This is a genomic window from Tamlana sedimenti (assembly GCF_038148895.1).
GTDB lineage: Bacteria > Bacteroidota > Bacteroidia > Flavobacteriales > Flavobacteriaceae > Tamlana.
Genome location: NZ_JBBVGQ010000001.1, coordinates 738,274 through 756,317, shown reverse-complemented (window position 1 = coordinate 756,317; position 18,044 = coordinate 738,274). Strand labels below are relative to the sequence as shown.

General features: G+C 35.9%; 19 protein-coding genes. All 19 read left to right on the top strand.

Translation table 11 applies throughout. From position 1 onward, the window contains the following. The 19 genes from WJN01_RS03335 (at position 1) to WJN01_RS03245 (ending at position 17,948) form a co-directional block, all read left to right on the top strand. Positions 1–1,473 (top strand): DUF5687 family protein, encoded by a 1,473-nt coding sequence (locus WJN01_RS03335; protein WP_445195740.1) that lies wholly within the window; start codon positions 1–3, stop codon positions 1,471–1,473. A 25-nt stretch (positions 1,474–1,498) separates the two neighbouring features. Continuing rightward, positions 1,499–2,194, top strand: a complete 696-nt coding sequence (locus tag WJN01_RS03330; RefSeq protein ID WP_445195739.1) for an ABC transporter ATP-binding protein — start codon at positions 1,499–1,501, stop codon at positions 2,192–2,194. A 117-nt stretch (positions 2,195–2,311) separates the two neighbouring features. Continuing rightward, complete coding sequence (gene porW, locus WJN01_RS03325; protein WP_445195738.1) at positions 2,312–4,879, top strand: type IX secretion system periplasmic lipoprotein PorW/SprE; 2,568 nt, start codon at positions 2,312–2,314, stop codon at positions 4,877–4,879. A gap of 12 nt (positions 4,880–4,891) precedes the next feature. After that, entirely contained in the window at positions 4,892–5,320 is a 429-nt protein-coding gene (locus WJN01_RS03320) for a bactofilin family protein (protein WP_445195737.1), read from the top strand. Continuing rightward, positions 5,268–5,510 (top strand): AtpZ/AtpI family protein, encoded by a 243-nt coding sequence (locus tag WJN01_RS03315; RefSeq protein ID WP_445195736.1) that lies wholly within the window; start codon positions 5,268–5,270, stop codon positions 5,508–5,510. Before WJN01_RS03320 ends, WJN01_RS03315 begins: the two co-directional genes overlap by 53 nt. Then, positions 5,510–5,896, top strand: a complete 387-nt coding sequence (locus tag WJN01_RS03310) for a DUF6168 family protein (protein WP_445195735.1) — start codon at positions 5,510–5,512, stop codon at positions 5,894–5,896. The genes WJN01_RS03315 and WJN01_RS03310 overlap by 1 nt, the downstream gene beginning before the upstream one ends. Positions 5,897–6,102: 206 nt before the next feature. Next, on the top strand, positions 6,103–7,185 hold the full coding sequence (gene atpB, locus WJN01_RS03305; RefSeq protein WP_445195734.1) for a F0F1 ATP synthase subunit A: 1,083 nt from the start codon (positions 6,103–6,105) through the stop codon (positions 7,183–7,185). 70 nt (positions 7,186–7,255) lie between these two features. Continuing rightward, a complete protein-coding gene (atpE, locus tag WJN01_RS03300) occupies positions 7,256–7,447 on the top strand; it encodes an ATP synthase F0 subunit C (protein WP_102756010.1) in 192 nt (63 codons plus the stop codon). 83 nt (positions 7,448–7,530) lie between these two features. After that, complete coding sequence (locus WJN01_RS03295; RefSeq protein ID WP_445195733.1) at positions 7,531–8,037, top strand: F0F1 ATP synthase subunit B; 507 nt, start codon at positions 7,531–7,533, stop codon at positions 8,035–8,037. Next, complete coding sequence (gene atpH / locus WJN01_RS03290) at positions 8,037–8,573, top strand: ATP synthase F1 subunit delta (RefSeq protein WP_445195732.1); 537 nt, start codon at positions 8,037–8,039, stop codon at positions 8,571–8,573. The genes WJN01_RS03295 and atpH overlap by 1 nt, the downstream gene beginning before the upstream one ends. A gap of 27 nt (positions 8,574–8,600) precedes the next feature. After that, positions 8,601–10,175 carry a F0F1 ATP synthase subunit alpha gene (gene atpA / locus WJN01_RS03285; RefSeq protein ID WP_445195731.1) on the top strand — a complete coding sequence of 525 codons (1,575 nt, stop codon included), beginning with the start codon at positions 8,601–8,603 and terminating at the stop codon, positions 10,173–10,175. 91 nt (positions 10,176–10,266) lie between these two features. Then, the gene (atpG, locus tag WJN01_RS03280; protein WP_445195730.1) at positions 10,267–11,127 is read left to right on the top strand and encodes an ATP synthase F1 subunit gamma; all 861 of its coding nucleotides are present in this window, start codon (positions 10,267–10,269) and stop codon (positions 11,125–11,127) included. Positions 11,128–11,315: 188 nt separating this feature from the next. Next, entirely contained in the window at positions 11,316–12,779 is a 1,464-nt protein-coding gene (locus tag WJN01_RS03275) for an oligosaccharide flippase family protein (RefSeq protein WP_445195729.1), read from the top strand. A gap of 1 nt (position 12,780) precedes the next feature. Continuing rightward, positions 12,781–13,215, top strand: coding sequence for a dUTP diphosphatase (gene dut / locus WJN01_RS03270; RefSeq protein ID WP_445195728.1), 435 nt, complete (start codon positions 12,781–12,783; stop codon positions 13,213–13,215). A 26-nt stretch (positions 13,216–13,241) separates the two neighbouring features. After that, complete coding sequence (locus WJN01_RS03265) at positions 13,242–14,261, top strand: sugar nucleotidyltransferase (RefSeq protein ID WP_445195727.1); 1,020 nt, start codon at positions 13,242–13,244, stop codon at positions 14,259–14,261. Positions 14,262–14,280: 19 nt separating this feature from the next. Next, complete coding sequence (locus tag WJN01_RS03260; protein WP_445195726.1) at positions 14,281–14,595, top strand: antibiotic biosynthesis monooxygenase family protein; 315 nt, start codon at positions 14,281–14,283, stop codon at positions 14,593–14,595. After that, positions 14,588–15,952: a tetratricopeptide repeat protein gene (locus WJN01_RS03255; protein WP_445195725.1), complete on the top strand. Its 1,365-nt coding sequence runs from the start codon at positions 14,588–14,590 to the stop codon at positions 15,950–15,952. The genes WJN01_RS03260 and WJN01_RS03255 overlap by 8 nt, the downstream gene beginning before the upstream one ends. Further along, a complete protein-coding gene (gene lolB1 / locus WJN01_RS03250; protein WP_445195724.1) occupies positions 15,952–16,719 on the top strand; it encodes a lipoprotein insertase outer membrane protein LolB1 in 768 nt (255 codons plus the stop codon). Before WJN01_RS03255 ends, lolB1 begins: the two co-directional genes overlap by 1 nt. After that, positions 16,719–17,948, top strand: coding sequence for a murein hydrolase activator EnvC family protein (locus WJN01_RS03245; RefSeq protein WP_445195723.1), 1,230 nt, complete (start codon positions 16,719–16,721; stop codon positions 17,946–17,948). The genes lolB1 and WJN01_RS03245 overlap by 1 nt, the downstream gene beginning before the upstream one ends. Positions 17,949–18,044: the final 96 nt, after the last annotated feature.

The window sequence follows — 18,044 nt, the reverse complement described above, 5'->3', positions numbered from 1 at the left end:
ATGGTCAAGCAATTTTTAGGTTTAGAATGGAAAAAATTTACTAGGGCATCTTATTTCAAAAAAGGGTTGGCCATTAAAATACTTTTGTTTTTTGCGGCCATTTATTTTGGTGGAGCGGCTATTCTCTTTGGCGTAGGCATGTTTTTCATTTTTAAGAAACTATTTCCTGAAACCGACCCCATTATAATGGTAAATAATTTTCTAATCTATTGGGTTTTATTCGATTTAGGCATTAGGTTTTTCATGCAGCAACTGCCAGTAATGAATATTAAACCTTTAATGACCATACCAATCAAGCGTAATACCATTATTCATTATTTGCTTGGTAAAACGGCATTATCATTTTTTAATTTTTTGGCTCTACTGCTTTTTCTGCCGTTTTGCATTGTTTTATTGGCAAATGGTTACCCTTTTTTAAATGTTTTTTTCTGGTTTTTTAGCATCATTTTAATGACATTGAGTGTAAACTTCCTAAATTTTTTAATCAACAAAAACAATGTCTTTTTTTATATCATTTTGGGTCTTTTGGCAATATTTTTTGGATTGGAGTATTATAATATTTTTAAAATTTCTGAGCCATTAGGCATTGCCTTTAATGCGCTTTATAGTCACCCATATCTTGTTTTGGGTCCTGCTCTTTTATTGGGCATACTTTACCTTAAAAACTTTAACGATATAAAAAAGGGTTTTTATTTGGACGGGGCAATTTCAAAAAAAGTAGAAAAGGTAGACACCACCGATTTGACCTGGATGAATCGTTTTGGAAGCATAGCGGTTTTTCTTAAAAATGATGTTCGGCTCATTTGGCGAAACGCTAGACCCAAACAGGTTTTAATGATATCGTTTTTGTTCTTATTTTATGGCGTGATTTTTTACACCCAAAAAATTTATCAGGATATGCCTGCCGTTTTAGCATTTGCATCTATGTTCGTAACAGGTGGGTTTTTAATGACTTTTGGGCAATTGGTCCCGTCTTGGGATAGTGAGTATTATAAATTACTGATGAGCCAAAACATTCCGTACAGGAAGTATTTGGAATCTAAATGGTACCTGATGGTTGTAGCTGTGGCCATTTCATTTATTTTGAGCACGCCATATTTATATTTTGGTTGGAGAATATTTGGCATGATAGCCGCAGGAGCATTGTTCAACATTGGGCTAAATTCCTTTATCACCTTATTTGGAGGTGCGCTTAATAGAGTTCCCGTAGAATTGAATGTTAAGGCGAAAGCGTTTAGTAATACCAATGGTTTTAACCCTACGCAAATGCTCATTGCATTGCCTAAAATTTTTCTACCCATGCTGCTTTTTTATGTCCCTTATGTGATTTTCAACTTTGAGGTGGGTTTAATTGTGTTGGCATCGAGTGGCGTTTTGGGTATTGTTTTTAGGAACTTCTTTTTAAGCCAAATTGAAAATTTATACCAAAAAGGGAAGTACAAAACGGTAGCTGCTTTTACCGAAAAAAATTAGTCAATTTTAATTAATCAGTTTATTTATGATTACAACATCAAACCTGTCAAAAAAGTATAACAATAATTTAGTTTTAAACATTGAGGCCTTAGAAATTCCCAAAGGACAAAGTTTTGGTTTGGTTGGCAATAATGGTGCCGGTAAAACCACATATTTTAGTTTGCTTTTAGATTTAATCCAACCCACAACGGGGCATATAATAAACAATGGTGTACAAGTAAATACGAGCGAAGATTGGAAGCCTTTTACCTCGGCTTTTATTGATGAAAGTTTTTTGATTGGCTACCTTACAGCAGAAGAATATTTTTATTTTATTGGCGAATTGCGAAACCAAAACAAGGCAGATGTTGATACTTTATTAGCACAATTTGAAGACTTTTTTCATGGTGAAATATTAAACCAAAAGAAGTACTTGCGTGATTTAAGCAAGGGCAATCAAAAGAAGGCGGGTATTGTAGCCGCCCTAATTGGAAATCCAGATGTCATTATTTTAGACGAACCCTTTGCTAATTTAGACCCAACAACGCAAATTCGGTTAAAAGCCATCATCAAGGATTTGGCTCAAAAACAAGGAGTTACAGTTTTGGTTTCAAGTCATGATTTGCTGCATGTTACTGATGTTTGCGAGCGCATTGTGGTTCTTGAAAAGGGTGAAATTGTAAAAGATTTGGCAACCAATGAGGCTACACTCAAGGAACTCGAGGCTCATTTTTCCAACTAATCCATTTATTCAAAAGTCGTTACATTTTATAGGTAAATTCAAAAAGATGCTTATTTTTACCCATCTGTATAATAATAGCTTGAGTTAATAGTTATTATTTACACTAAAAACTCGACCTTGAAAATACCTAGTAAGCACATATTTTTTGTAATAGCCCTCTCTTTTTTGGCTATTGGCTGTTCACGAAAAAAGGATAAGTTTATAAACCGTAATGTCCATGCGGTTACCGCAGAATTCAACGCACTGTTTAATGGTTACAATGCTTTAGAGGAAGGCAGGCAAACATTAAACGTTGCCTACTTTGATAATTATTGGGAGGTTTTGCCCATAGAGCGTATGCAGATTATGGAAGATGTTATACTTCCGGGGCAATCCAAAAATGAAAATTTTTCTCGAGCTGAAGAAAAGGCTGCAAAAGCAATACAAAAACACAGTATGAATATTGATGGCAAAGAGAAGAATCCGCAAATGGATGAAGCTTATTTGTTATTGGGCAAGGCCAGATATTTTGACCAACGATTTATTCCTGCGTTAGAGGCTTTCAACTACATACTTTACAAATACCCGGCAAGTGATAAGATTAATCAGGCTAAAGTTTGGCGTGAAAAAACCAATATACGGTTAGACAATAATGAGCTTGCCATTGAAAATTTAAAACGCTTATTGAGGCAAGAAGATTTGGAAGGTCAGGATTTAGCCGACGCCACCTCCATTTTGGCACAAGCGTATTTAAATGTTAAAGTAATTGATACGGCCATTGCACAACTTAAAATCGCGGCCAAAGCTACAAAAAGTAATGACGAACGTGGGCGCTACCAATTTATTCAGGGTCAATTGTACAATTACCTGGGCTACAAGGATAGTGCGAATATTGCGTTCGATAAGGTTATTGAACTTAACAGAAGAATACCTAGAATTTACATGATTACGGCTTATTTGGAAAAAATCAAAAATTTCGATTTTGAAAACGGAAACAAGCTTGAGGTTACTGAGTTGCTGACAGAACTGGAAGAAAACAGGGAGAACCGTCCGTTTTTAGATAAAATCTACCATCAAATTGCGGAATACCACCATTTACAAAACGGTTCAGATTCATTAGCTGTTAAATATTACAATAAATCTTTACGCACCAATTCAAAGGACAAAATTCTAGTTGCCAAAAATTATGAAACTTTGGGCGATATGAATTTTAACGCATCCATCTATGCTAAGGCAGGAAAATATTACGATAGCACAATGAGTAGCTTGGTGGTTAACTCCAAGCCTTACCGCGTTATAAAACGCAAGCGCGATAACCTGGAAGATGTTATTTACTACGAAGCCATAGCCAAATCAAACGATAGTATTCTGACCTTGGTTAATTTATCTGATGCTGAAAGAACTGCTTATTTCAGTACTTTTATTGAAGAATTAAAAGTCAAAGCCGAAGAAGAAAAGAAGGCACAAGAAGCTTCCGAACGAAATACAGGTTTGGTTACGGTTAATAACCAAATTGGAGGGCAACGTTTTGGCCCATCTGGAGGAAATAACCAAGCCAATACATTTTATTTTTATAACCCAACAACGGTTGCTTACGGCAAAAACGAGTTTGTTAAAATTTGGGGCGATAGGCCTTTGGAAGATAATTGGAGGTGGTCCAGTAAAGCAAGTTCAGGCGGAATAGACAATATTACTTCCGCCAATGATGTTTTGGCGGCTGCTTCAGAAGAGGAACGTTTCGACCCACAGTTTTATATTTCCAAAATCCCTTCCGAAGAAAAGGAAATTGATAGTATTTCAAAAGAGCGCAATTACGCATACTATCAACTTGGGTTGATTTATAAAGAAAAGTTTAAGGAATTTGAATTGGCTAAAGATAAATTTCAAAATCTACTGAAGAGCAATCCCGAAGAACGCTTTGTCCTTCCTTCAAAATATAATCTTTATAGAATTTATGAAGCTTTGGGTGAAAATGGCGAAGCAGCCATTGCGAGGCAAAAAATTATTTCGGATTATCCAGAGTCCAGGTATGCCATGATTTTGAGCAATCCGGATTTGGTTTCGGGGAAAGACGAAAACAGTCCTCAGAGTTTATACGAAGCCTTATATGCCCAGCACGAAAATCAGGAATATGAAGAGGTTATTTCAAAAAGTAAAGAATACATCAACACTTTTGAAGGCGACCCCATTGTTCCCAAGTTTGAACTCTTAAAGGCAACTGCAACCGGTCGTTTATATGGTTATGAACCCTATAAAGAAGCCATCAATCATTTGGCTGTCACCTACGCAAACACACCAGAAGGCAAACAAGCCCAAAACATAGAAGCTAATATTTTACCTAGATTGGCTAATAAAGATTTTAACCGCACTACAGATAGCATTCCAGGCAATTATAAAGTAGTTTTCAAGTTTAAAAATGTTGAACCTGAAAAATTGGCGACCTTCAAAGAAACTTTAGATGAGGTTCTGGAAAATATAAGGTATTACCGATTGAAGTCTTCAATGGATGTTTACGACCCTGACACAAAACTGGTTTTAGTACATGGTTTAAAAACAGAGCAAGTGGCCAAAACATTTGACCAATTATTGAAAAAAGAAGACAAAAAGAAAATAAAAGCCCCCTATTTTGTGGTATCATCCACAAACTATCAAATCATTCAAATCCATAAAAATTTGGATGCGTATTTGAATATCGATAATAATTAAACTTAACAGATTATGTTCTCTGAAAACAAAAAAGACAAACAAATGACAGATAATATCTCTGGCAAAAACACAATTGCCCAAGGCACAAAAATTATTGGCGACGTAAATAGCGAAGGAGATTTAAGAATTGATGGCATTATAGAAGGAAATGTAAAAACTTCAGGAAAGGTAGCGGTAGGTAAAGCTGGTTTTATAAAAGGCACTTTAAACGGAACCGATGCCCATTTTGAAGGTAAATTTTCTGGAAAATTGGCGTTGTCTGGCACACTAACCCTAATGTCTTCAGCACATATTGAAGGCGAAGTGGTTGCAGGAAAGTTGGCTGTAGAGCCAGGAGCTACTTTTAATGTGACTTGTGCAATGAAAGGTGCGGTAAAAGAAATGAACAATGGCGGACAAGCAACACAGCAAAGAAAACCAGAATCCGAAAAAACAGCTTAAAAACGTCGCCGCTCTTTCAGGGATAGCAATTCAAATGGGTGTTACCATTTACTTGTTTGTAATTCTTGGTAAATGGCTAGATACGACTTATAACGATGGCAAAAAGCTGTATATCATTATTATGACGCTTTTGGGTGTCGGCATTTCATTGTATGTTGTTCTGAAACAAGTTAATAGAATAAAGTATTGATGAGCAACCCTTTTTTAAGTTTTACCATCAAAGCCTTGTTTGCTTTGGCCATTGCTTTCGGGATTCATTTAGCAGCATTACATTTTTTCAAACTACCCTTGTTTGAAAATAGAATAGTATTATCCTATGCGGTAAACCTAGTCTTGATTGTTGTTATTTTCGGAGTACTTTATTTGCTTAAAAACAAGTACAAAGGGCAATTGGGATTTTTGTTTTTGGCAGGGAGTGTGTTAAAATTTGCCGTTTTTTTTGTGTTGTTTTATCCGTTCTACAAGCTTGATGGTGTAATTACCAAGCTTGAATTTGCCGCCTTCTTCATCCCTTACGCCATTGGTCTTGTGCTCGAATCTGTGAGCTTGAGCAAATGGTTGAATAAACTCGATTAAAGTTTTAGGGCTATTGGTTTAAATAGTGCTGTAAAATGCCAATTAACAATCTCTAAACCAAGAGATGTGGTGTATTGTAGGCATTGCATGTAACCTTTGAAATACAAATATTTAACCCAGTTGAAATAAAAAAGAAAATTGTTTTTGTTTTTCAGAGAAAAACATACCTTTGCAGCGATTTTTAAGCCACTATTATTTAAAGTGATATGCGAAGAAAAATATCTTTAAAACCAATAGCTCTAGTTCTTATATTATTTAGTCTTTTTTCCTGTAAAGAAAGATCTGAGGCAGAAAAGGAAGAAAGAAAAGAAGAAGTTAAAGAATTTACCCAGCACCACGTTAAGGATTCTTATGACTTCCACCTGTTTTCATACACTACAGATTCAGGTGAAGAAAAGCACATTGGTTTTCCATTACCTATATTGCTTTGGGATAACGGATTAAAAGTATTTTCATCTGCACAATTCCATCATGGTGAAGAAGTTGCTGAGGTTGATGGAAACTACTATAAAGTACACCACTCTAAAATCTATAAAGTTGATGGTCCTGAAGGTGAAATTATTGAGGATGAGCACCATCATGCGATTAACGAAAAGCCTTTTGATTTTTCAATCACTAAAAATGTGGTAATGATTTTTATGATGTTTGCCATCATGTTCACCATGTTTTACCGAATGGCCAGAAAACATAAAAGCAACAAGGGTATGCCAAAAGGTTTGGGTCGTTTCTTAGAGCCAATTGTTTTGTACGTGCGCGATGAAATAGCTATTCCTAATATTGGCGAAAAACATTATAAGCGATACATGAGTTATTTGCTTACCGTATTTTTCTTTGTTTGGATTGTCAACCTTTTTGGTCTAACACCAATAGGGATGAATTTAACCAACAATATCGCTGTAACCCTTTGCTTGGCGCTTATTACTTATATCATCACAACTTTTTCTGGAAACAAAAACTACTGGAAGCACATTTTTTGGATGCCAGGAGTACCAGTGCCAATGAAAATAATTTTGGCACCAATAGAATTGTTGGGAACTTTTATTAAGCCATTTGCGTTAATGATTCGTTTGTACGCAAACATTACAGCAGGTCATATCGTTATTATGAGCATCATAGGAATGGTGTTTGTATTGGAAAACTGGTTGGGCAGCTCATTGTCCTTTTTACTGGCATTTGTTTTAGGTATTCTAGAGTTGCTGGTTGCAGCTTTACAAGCATATATTTTTACAGTTCTTTCGGCCCTATACTTTGGTATGGCGGTTGAAGAGCATCATGACGAACATCATTAATAGGTGTTTGTTCCATCCTGTTTTAACAGGATTATAAGATTGAATGTTTAATTTTTAATTATATATTTTTATGGAAATTCCAGCTATCGTAGGTGCAGGTTTAGTAGTAATCGGAGCAGGTATCGGTATTGGTAGAATCGGTGGTTCTGCTATGGAGGCTATCGCTCGTCAACCTGAAGCTACAGGAAAAATTCAAACGGCAATGCTTATTGCAGCTGCCCTTATTGAAGGTATTGGATTTGCTGCATTATTTGCAGTATAAAACAAACAAAGAAACAGCTATAACGGTTGGTTATAGCTGTTCTTTTTAAATTAAACATAAGTTTTTAGAAATTATAGATTATCATGGGAAAATTATTTGAAGACTTTTCATTAGGGTTGTTTTTTTGGCAAGCAGTGCTTTTCATAGCGTTAGTGCTTTTGTTGAAAAAGTTTGCTTGGAAACCGATATTGGATTCGGTTAACGATAGAGAAGAAGGTATTAAAAACGCATTAGATTCTGCTGAAAAAGCAAGATTGGAAATGGAAAACCTTCAGGCCGATAACCAGAGATTATTACAAGAGGCAAGAGCAGAGCGTGAAGCTATGTTGAAGGAAGCGCGCGACATCAAAAATAAAATGATTGAAGACGCAAAAGGAGAAGCCCAAGCGCAAGCAAATAAAATGATTGCCCAAGCGCAAGAAGCTATTGAAAGCGAAAAGAAAGCAGCCATGGCAGAACTTAAAAGTCATGTAGCAGGTTTATCATTGGATATTGCAGAGAAAGTTGTTCGTACTGAATTAGCTAACAAAGACAAGCAATTAAAGTTGGTTGAAACTATGTTGGGCGAAACATCATTAAGTAAAGCATAATGGCAGGAGCAAGAGCAGCGATACGTTACGCAAAAGCATTATTAAGTTTGGCATCAGATCAGAAAGCAGCCGATGTTGTAAATGCTGATATGAAGTTAATTGCCGATGCTATTGCGGGCAGCAAAGACTTAAGTGAAATGTTGCAAAGCCCTGTTGTGCCTTCTTCAGCAAAAAAAGCGGTGTTGTTGGAAGTTTTTAAAAAATCAAATAAAAACACCTTAAGCTTAATAGATACTTTAATTAGTAATAACCGAATTGATATTTTAGGTGATGTTGCTTTAAAATTCAATCAATTATTTGACGAATCAAAAGGTATTGAAGTAGCGACAGTTACAACGGCGGTAGAATTGACAGGAGACCTTAAGAAGAAAGTTTTGGCTAAAGCGAAAGAACTTACAGGGAAAAACGTTGAAGTAAAAAACATTATAGATGAAAGCATTTTAGGTGGTTTCATTTTAAGAATTGGCGACGTGCAGTACAATGCAAGTGTTACCAATCAGCTCAATAAATTAAAAAGAGAATTTTCATTAAACTAAGATATTTATATCTAAATAAATAATAAGATGGCAGAAGTAAAACCAGCTGAAATATCAGCAATCTTAAAAAAACAACTTTCAGGTTTTGAAGCTAGTGCTTCATTGGATGAAGTAGGAACCGTATTAACAGTAGGTGATGGTATTGTTCGTGCTTACGGATTGTCTAACGCACAATATGGTGAGTTAGTTGAATTCGATGGCGGATTGGAAGGTATCGTACTTAACCTTGAAGAGGATAACGTTGGTATTGTATTATTGGGTGGTTCATCAGCAATTAAAGAGGGTTCTACAGTAAAACGTACTGGGCGTATAGCTTCTATTAACGTAGGAGACGGTATTGTTGGTCGTGTTGTAGATACTTTAGGTAACCCGATTGATGGAAAAGGAGCTATTGCTGGAAAAACTTACGAAATGCCTTTAGAGCGTAAAGCTCCTGGGGTTATTTTCCGTGAACCGGTAACTGAGCCATTACAAACAGGTATTAAATCTATCGATGCCATGATTCCTGTTGGCCGAGGGCAACGTGAGTTGGTTATTGGTGACCGTCAAACTGGTAAAACAACAGTTTGTATCGATACCATCTTGAATCAAAAAGAATTTTATGATGCAGGTAACCCTGTATACTGTATATATGTTGCCGTTGGACAAAAAGCTTCAACAGTAGCAAACATTGCTAAAACTTTAGAAGATAGAGGGGCTTTAGCATATACCACAATTGTTGCAGCTAACGCATCAGATCCTGCACCAATGCAAGTTTATGCCCCAATGGCAGGTGCTGCAATTGGTGAATATTTTAGAGATACTGGTCGTCCAGCTTTAATCATTTATGATGATTTATCAAAACAGGCAGTAGCTTACCGTGAGGTATCCTTATTATTACGTCGTCCACCAGGACGTGAAGCGTATCCAGGTGACGTTTTCTACTTACACTCTCGTTTATTGGAGCGTTCTGCAAAAGTGATTAATGATGATGCCATTGCTAAAAACATGAACGATTTACCGGATTCATTAAAGCCAATGGTAAAAGGTGGAGGTTCTTTAACAGCTTTACCGATTATTGAAACTCAAGCCGGTGACGTTTCTGCATATATCCCAACAAACGTAATTTCTATTACTGACGGACAGATTTTCTTAGATGGTGATTTATTCAACTCTGGTGTACGTCCTGCAATTAACGTTGGTATTTCAGTATCGCGTGTTGGGGGTAATGCCCAGATTAAATCTATGAAGAAAGTTGCTGGTACATTAAAGTTAGACCAAGCACAGTTCCGTGAACTTGAGGCGTTTGCTAAGTTTGGTTCTGATTTAGATGCATCTACTTTGAACGTTATTGAAAAAGGTAAACGTAACGTTGAAATTTTAAAACAAGCACAAAACGACCCTTATACAGTAGAAGATCAGATTGCAATTATCTACGCAGGTTCTAAAAACTTGTTAAGAAACGTTCCTGTTGAAAAGGTTAAGGAATTTGAAAGAGATTTTATTGAGTTCCTAAAAGCAAAGCATAGTGACGTTTTAGCAACTTTGAAGTCTGGAAAATTAACTGATGAAGTTACAGACACATTAACTGCTGTAGCTAAAGATTTATCAGGAAAATATTAAGAGGTATTGTCATTCCTGCGAAGGCAGGAATCTCATAATTTGAATATCAATAAAATAGATTCCGTATCAAGTGCGGAATGACAAAAAGGATATGGCAAACTTAAAAGAAATACGTAACAGAATATCATCGGTATCTTCAACAATGCAGATAACCAGTGCCATGAAAATGGTATCGGCTGCAAAGTTAAAGAAAGCCCAAGATGCTATTACTGCAATGCGACCATATGCAGATAAGTTAACTGAACTCTTACAAAGTTTAAGTGCCACTTTAGATGCAGATTCTGGAAGCAAGTTTTCTACGCAGCGTGAAGTAAAAAAGGTGCTCATAGTTGCTGTAACCTCAAATAGAGGTTTGGCGGGTGCATTCAACTCAAACATCATCAAGGAAGTTAATAGGTTAACTTCTGAAACTTATGCTAACCAAGAGGTTTCTTATTTGGCAATAGGGAAAAAGGGAAACGATGCTTTCAAAAAAACCAATAAGGTTATTGCCAATAATAGCTCTGTTTTTGACGATTTAACCTTTGATAATGTTGCTGAGATAGCACAACTTTTAATGGATAAGTTTGTTGAAGGTGAGTTTGATAAAATTGAAATTGTATATAACAGTTTTAAAAATGCAGCAACACAAATTGTAATTACTGAGCAGTTTTTACCAATTGTACCAATTGAAAGTGATGTTAACGTTAATGCCGACTATATTTTTGAACCTTCAAAAGCAGAGATTGTTGAGCAATTAATTCCAAAGTCATTAAAAACGCAATTGTACAAAAGCGTCAGAGATTCTTTTGCTTCAGAACATGGTGCACGTATGACGGCCATGCACAAAGCAACCGATAATGCTAAGGAGTTAAGAGATCAGCTTAAATTAACTTATAATAAAGCACGTCAGGCCGCGATTACCAACGAAATCCTTGAAATTGTTGGTGGTGCTGAAGCTTTGAATAATTAGATTTTTAATGCTAACGGTCAGGTTGAGTTCAGTCGAAGCCTCGTATTAGCATCTCATTAAAACATATAAATCAAGCCTCACTTTTGTGGGGCTTTTTTAGTTCTGTCTTTAATTAATCGAATAGCATTATAATATCTTTGCTTCACGTTTTGTAAAAACGTATTTTTAGCCATATAAATAGTCTTTAATTGAGCGGACTCAAATCATTATTCAAACAAACATTTATATATGGGTTAGCCACTGTGCTACCAAGAATGTTGAGTTTTTTGCTAGTACGACTGCATACCGATGAAAGCGTTTTAAAATCGGTAGCTGATTATGGCGATGTTTCCCTAATATTTTCATACTTCGTTTTGTTCAATGTTATTTTGGCTTATGGTATGGAAACGGCTTTTTTCAGGTTTTTTAGCAAGGAAGAGGATAAGGCCAAAGTTGTTGGAACCTCATCTATTTCACTTATTGTTTCTTCGCTAGGCTTTTTTGCATTAGCCTTATTTTTTCAGGATAGTATTGCAAAAGTTACCGATATAAAACCAGAATATATCAATTTAGTTATCTGGATTTTACTTTTGGATGCCTTGGTAATCATTCCGTTTGCTTGGTTAAGGGCGAGGGCAAAACCAATAAAATATGCGGTAATTAAAATTTTAAATGTTGTCATCAACTTAGGCTTAAACTTGTTTTTGCTTTTATGGCTAAAGGATTTAGCTCAAGACGGAACGGTTTTCAGTGTTATTTATAAACCAAATTTCGAAATCAACTACATCTTTATTGCTAACTTGGTGGCGAGTGCCGTTACATTGTTATTGATGCTGCCTTTTTATTTAAAGGTAAAATATACTTTTAACACCTCACTGTGGAAAAGCATGATGCGCTATGCATTTCCAGTCTTAATTGCAGGGGTAGCTTTTTCCATTAACGAAACATTCGATAGAATTCTATTAGACAAATTATTGCCTAAAAGCATTGCAAAAACAGATATAGGCATGTATTCGGCCTGCTATAAGTTAGCTTTGTTCATGACACTTTTTGCTACGGCATATCGTTTGGGTATTGAACCTTTCTTTTTCAGCCATGCTAAGACTGCCAATCCACAAAAAAATTATGCAAGGGTATTGGAGTATTTTGTTGTTTTCGGCTCTGTAATATTGCTTACGGTAGTTGTTTTTGCAGATGTTTTAAAAGTGATTTTTATTGGAGATGAAGCCTATTGGAAAGCCATGTGGATAGTGCCCATTATACTGATTGCAAATTTCTGTTTGGGTATCTATCACAACCTTTCAGTATGGTATAAAATAACCGACCGCACCAAATTTGGGGCTTATATTTCGGTTTTCGGAGCCCTGTTAACCCTTGCATTAAACTTTTGGCTAATTCCAGTAATGAGCTACAAAGGGTCGGCAATTGCAACGTTAACCGCCTATGCCGCTATGATGTTTTTGTCGTTTTACTTTGGAAGAAAATATTACCCCATTCCATATAATTTGAAAAAAATAGCATTGTATTTAACAGTTTCCATAGGCTTATCCCTATTTATGTTCTATTCCCGATTTAGAGGTAATTATACTATGGGAATCGCACTCTTAATTGTATTTTTGGGAATCGTTTATTTTTCAGAAAGAAATACAGTAAAACAATTATTAAAAAGATAACATGCAAATTAAAATAATCAATAAATCCAGTCATGATTTACCGCACTATGAAACCATTGCCTCTGCGGGTATGGATTTACGTGCTAATCTCTCGGAGCCAAGAATCTTAAAACCTTTGGAAAGAACTATTGTTGGCACAGGCCTTTTTATAGAATTGCCAATAGGTTTTGAAGCCCAAGTAAGACCAAGAAGTGGTTTGGCAGCCAAAAAAGGAATAACCGTTTTAAATGCACCTGGCACTGTTGATGCTGATTACAGAGGCGAAATAGGTGTGATTTTGGTTAACCTTTCCAACGAAGAATTTACCATAAATAATGGCGAGCGCATTGCGCAATTGATTGTAGCAAAACATGAACGTGCAGAATGGCTTCAAGTTCAAGAACTTTCAGAAACTGCTAGAGGTGAAGGTGGTTTTGGAAGCACAGGAGTGAAATAAAAAATAAACGAATCAATTTTTAAAAAATGAAAATAATAGTCCCAATGGCTGGTCGAGGATCACGATTACGCCCGCATAGTTTAACCGTACCAAAACCGTTAATACCTGTTGCAGGGCAACCTATTGTGCATCGATTGGTAAAGGATATTGCCAAAGTGTTAAAACAGCCCATTGATGAGATTGCTTTTGTTTTGGGTGACCCTGCTTGGTTTGGCGACGATGTAGTTTCCAGTTTACAAAATTTAGCCAAGAGTTTGGGAGCTAAAGCGTCTATTTATCGACAAGATAAACCGCTTGGTACCGGGCATGCCATTATGTGTGCAAAACCTTCTCTTTCAGGTCCAGCGGTAATTGCCTATGCCGATACGCTAATTCGCGCAGAATTTGATTTGGACCCCGAAGCCGATAGTGTAATTTGGACCAAACAAGTTGATAACCCCGAAGCTTATGGTGTAGTAAAATTAAATGATAAACAAGAAATTATTGAGCTTGTTGAAAAGCCGAAAACCTTTGTGAGCGACCAGGCGGTTATAGGTATTTACTACTTTAAAGATGTGGCGGTTTTAAAAGGAAAATTACAAGAAATTCTTGATGAAAACGTTATGAATGGTGGTGAATACCAAATTAACGATGGCATCAAACGCATGATGGCCGATGGAAAAGTTTTTAAAACAGGTACTGTGGATGAGTGGATGGATTGCGGTAACAAAGCAATAACCATCGAAACTAATCAACGCATGTTAGGGTTTTTAAAAGACGATGGCGATGAGCAATTGGTTGCAGATTCTGTTAAATTGGAGAATTCAACCATTATTGAACCTTGCTTTATTGGTGAAAACGTGGTGTTAAAAAATACGACAGTCGGGCCTTTTGTTTCAATTGGGAATGACTGTACCATAGAAAATTCAAACGTTAAAAATAGCTTAATCCAAACCCACACAATCATCAAAAATGCTAAATTGGATAATGCCATGATTGGCAATTATGTGGAATATAATGGAGAATTCACAAGAGTGAGTATCGGCGATTATTCAGTTTTGGAATAAGAATTGTTATTAGTAAATCATGTACATTGTTCTTTACAGATTTGAAGTGAAGTTAAATGAGTCTGAAAGCTTTGAAAAAGGCTGGGCAGGATTAACCAATTTGATTTATAAACACGAAGGGAGTTTGGGCTCTCGTTTACATAAAAAATCAGAAACCGAGTATATGGCCTATGCGCAATGGCCAAATAAAAATAAATTTGAGACGGCAGGAGATAATTTGCCTGAAAAAGCAGAGGAATTTAGGGAATTAATGAGAACATCGTGTTCTAATATAGAGATAATGAACAAGTTTGATGTAGTGAATGATTTACTTGTGAAAAAACCTTATGAATAAAAAAAGCTTTTATATAGCTGTTTTCTTTTTCGGAATATTCTTCGTTTCGCAGGTGAACTATGCCCAAGTTGATTCCGGCATAAAACCAGATGATGACTTGGGAAACAATGAAGATGATTTTCAAGAACTGTTCTACGAAGGCTTAAAAGAAAAGGCTATTGAAAATTATGATAAAGCCGCAGAAGCATTTTTAAAATGTATAGAAATTGATAAATCCGTTGCTGTTGTTTATTTTGAAATGGGCAAATGCTACATGAAACTAAAGAATTTTGGTGCAGCCGAAGATGCCTTAAAAGAAGCCGTGCGTCTGACTCCAGATAATGAATGGTATCTGGATGAACTATATGGTTTCTATGTATCACAGAACGATTATGATAGAGCGATAAAAGCGGTTAAACAACTGGTAAAGTATCATCCAGATTATAAAGAAGATTTGGCATCACTTTACGTACAGACCCAAAAGTATGATAAGGCTTTGGAGATTTTGGATGAACTGGATGCTGAATTTGGAACTTCATTGAGCAGGGACGTGATGAGAAATAGAATTTACGAAGCAACCGGACGCAAAAGGGACCAAATTAAAAATTTAGAAGAACGCGTTGAAAATAATCCGGAAAAGGAATCAAATTATTTGGCACTGATTTTCCGTTATAGTGAAAACAATGAAAAGGATAAGGCTTTCGAAACGGCAAAAGAGCTTCTTAAAATCAATCCCAATTCACAATTGGTGCATTTAGCACTGTACAAATTTTATTTGGATGATAATGATGCTGAAAAGGCTATAGAGTCCATGAAAATAGTCGTAAAAAGCAACGAGATTAAACCAGAGGCCAAGTTGAAAGTATTGACCGATTTTGTGAAGTTCGTTGGTGAATATCCAGAATATGAAGAAGATTTAATTCAGGCTACGGCTATGGTTAGTGATGCCAACAACAGTAAAACCGTTATTGAATTAGGACAGTATTATTTGGCTAAAAATAACAAAGAAAAAGCCTTAGAGTATTTTGAGGCGGCCTTAAAATTGGAGCCCAACAATTTTGGCGTTTTGCGGAATGTGATGCTGTTGTATATTGATTTAAAGAAGTTTGATTTAGCAAAAGCTAAAAGCAACGAATCACTTGAAAAGTACCCTTCACAGCCATTATTTTACCTTATAAACGGGGTGGCGTTAAATGAGTTGAATCAGCCTAAAAAGGCCGTTGAATCTTTAGAAATGGGATTGGACTTCATTATTGAAAACCCAAAAATGGAGGTGGATTTTTACCATCAATTAAGCAGGGCATACACACTTTTAAACAATACAACCAAAGCAAAAACGTTTAGTGAAAAGGCAAAACAAATAGAACCCCAAAACTGATGCATAAACTCTCATCTACCATTTTAATCCTTTTGACACTGCTGCTTTTTAATTGTAAATCTGCAAATACAATTGGCAAAGGCGAAGCAGATTATAACCTATCTACAAAGCAATTGATAAAAGCCAATGCAAAGCAGGTAGCGGTTTTTAAAACGCTTCAAGCACGGCTTAAAATAACCTATACCGATAACGGAAAATCACAAACCCATTCTGTAAACTTTAGGGCAAAAAAAGATGAAGCACTATGGATAAATGCCACGTTTTCGGTAATAAGGGCATTGGTTACCCCCGAAAAAGTGAGTTTTTACAATAAACTGGATAACACCTATTTTGATGGCGATTACAAATATTTAAGCAGTTTATTGGGTACAGAATTCGACTTTCAAAAGGTTCAAAATCTATTGTTGGGTGAAACCATATATAATTTAAAAGATGGTGACTTCAAGGCTTCAGTTGATGATGGGGCTTATGTGGTACAACCTAAAAACCAACGCGAACTTTTTGAAATATTCTTTTTGCTGAATCCTTCAAATTTCAAGGTGAAGTCACAACAAATTTCACAACCCAAAGAGCTTAGGCATTTACAAATAGACTATATAGCGTACCAGGATGTTGAGAAACAGATTTTACCTGAGTTGATAAAAGTAATTGCTGTTGAAGCCAATGAAGAAATGCAAATTGCTTTGGAGTTTAAAAATGTAACGCTAAATGAAGATTTAAGATTTCCGTTTAAAATACCTTCCGGATTTAAACCCATAGAACTTTAATGGTGCACAAAAATCCCTCATATAAAATACTTTTTATTATTGCCTTTACGTTGGTTGGTGGAGTAGTTTTTTCACAGAACAACAAACAAAAACAGCTTGAAACCCGTCGACAAGAATTACGCAGGGAAATTCAAAAAATAAATGAATTGCGCAATGAAAATCAATCTAAGGCTAAATCCCAGTTATCGTTAATTGAAGATTTCAACTATAAAATAAGTGTGCTTTCCAATTTGATTAAAGTGACGAATCAACAAGCCAACTTATTGACTCGTGAGATTAACGCCAATCAAAACAAAATTTCGGATTTACGCAACGAATTAACAGATTTAAAGGAAGATTATGCTGGCATGATTGTGAAATCCTATAAAAGCAAAAACCAACAAAGTAGGATTATGTTCTTGCTGTCCTCAAACAACTTTAAGCAGGCATACAAGCGTTTGCAATACATTAAGCAGTACTCAGACCACCAAAAGAAACAAGGGGAAACTATAAAGCTTAAAACGGAAGAATTGCAATTAACTAACAACCGTTTGTTAAAGCAACAAGAAGAAAAAAGAAAATTGATAGCTGAAAATCGCGAAATACAAAAGAGCTTGGAGGAAGAGCGAAAACAGCATGAAACGGTAATGGCTTCGATTAAAAAGGATTTAAATAAATATACTGCTCAAATAAAGGAAAAGCAAAGAGAATCAGATAGAATAGATCGTGAGATAGACCGCATTATCAAGGCCGCTATTGCAAAGTCTAACGAAAAGGCAGGTAAATCTACATCATCAAGTAGTTTTGCCCTAACTGCTGAAGAAGCCGTTTTGGCTTCAAATTTTGTGTCGAACAAGGGCAAATTGCCTTGGCCGGTTGAAAAAGGTTTTGTTAAGATTGGCTATGGAAAGCAGCCTTCTCTAGTTGATAAGTCGTTAATTGTTGAGCGAAATGGCGTTACGATTGCTACTGAAAAAAACGCAAAAGTCCGAGCTGTTTTTGATGGTGAGGTGAGTGAGATTTATAAGATGAAACATATAAACCCCATTGTGATGATTCGGCATGGTAGTTATTTAACCATTTATAAGAATTTATCGGAGGTTTATGTAAAAGTAGGTGATAAGGTAAAAACCAAGCAAGAAATAGGAAAGGTGTTTACAAACCCGAGCAACGGCGAAACTACAATGAGTTTTACCATATCAAAAGGATTTGTCAAAGAAAACCCTGCAAACTGGATTTATAAAATGTGACGTTTTGTGTCATGCAGAACTTGTTTCAGTATCTCACGAGCTAGATAAAAAACTTCTTTAATTCCTTTCGTCATTCTGAGGAGTGACTAAGGAACG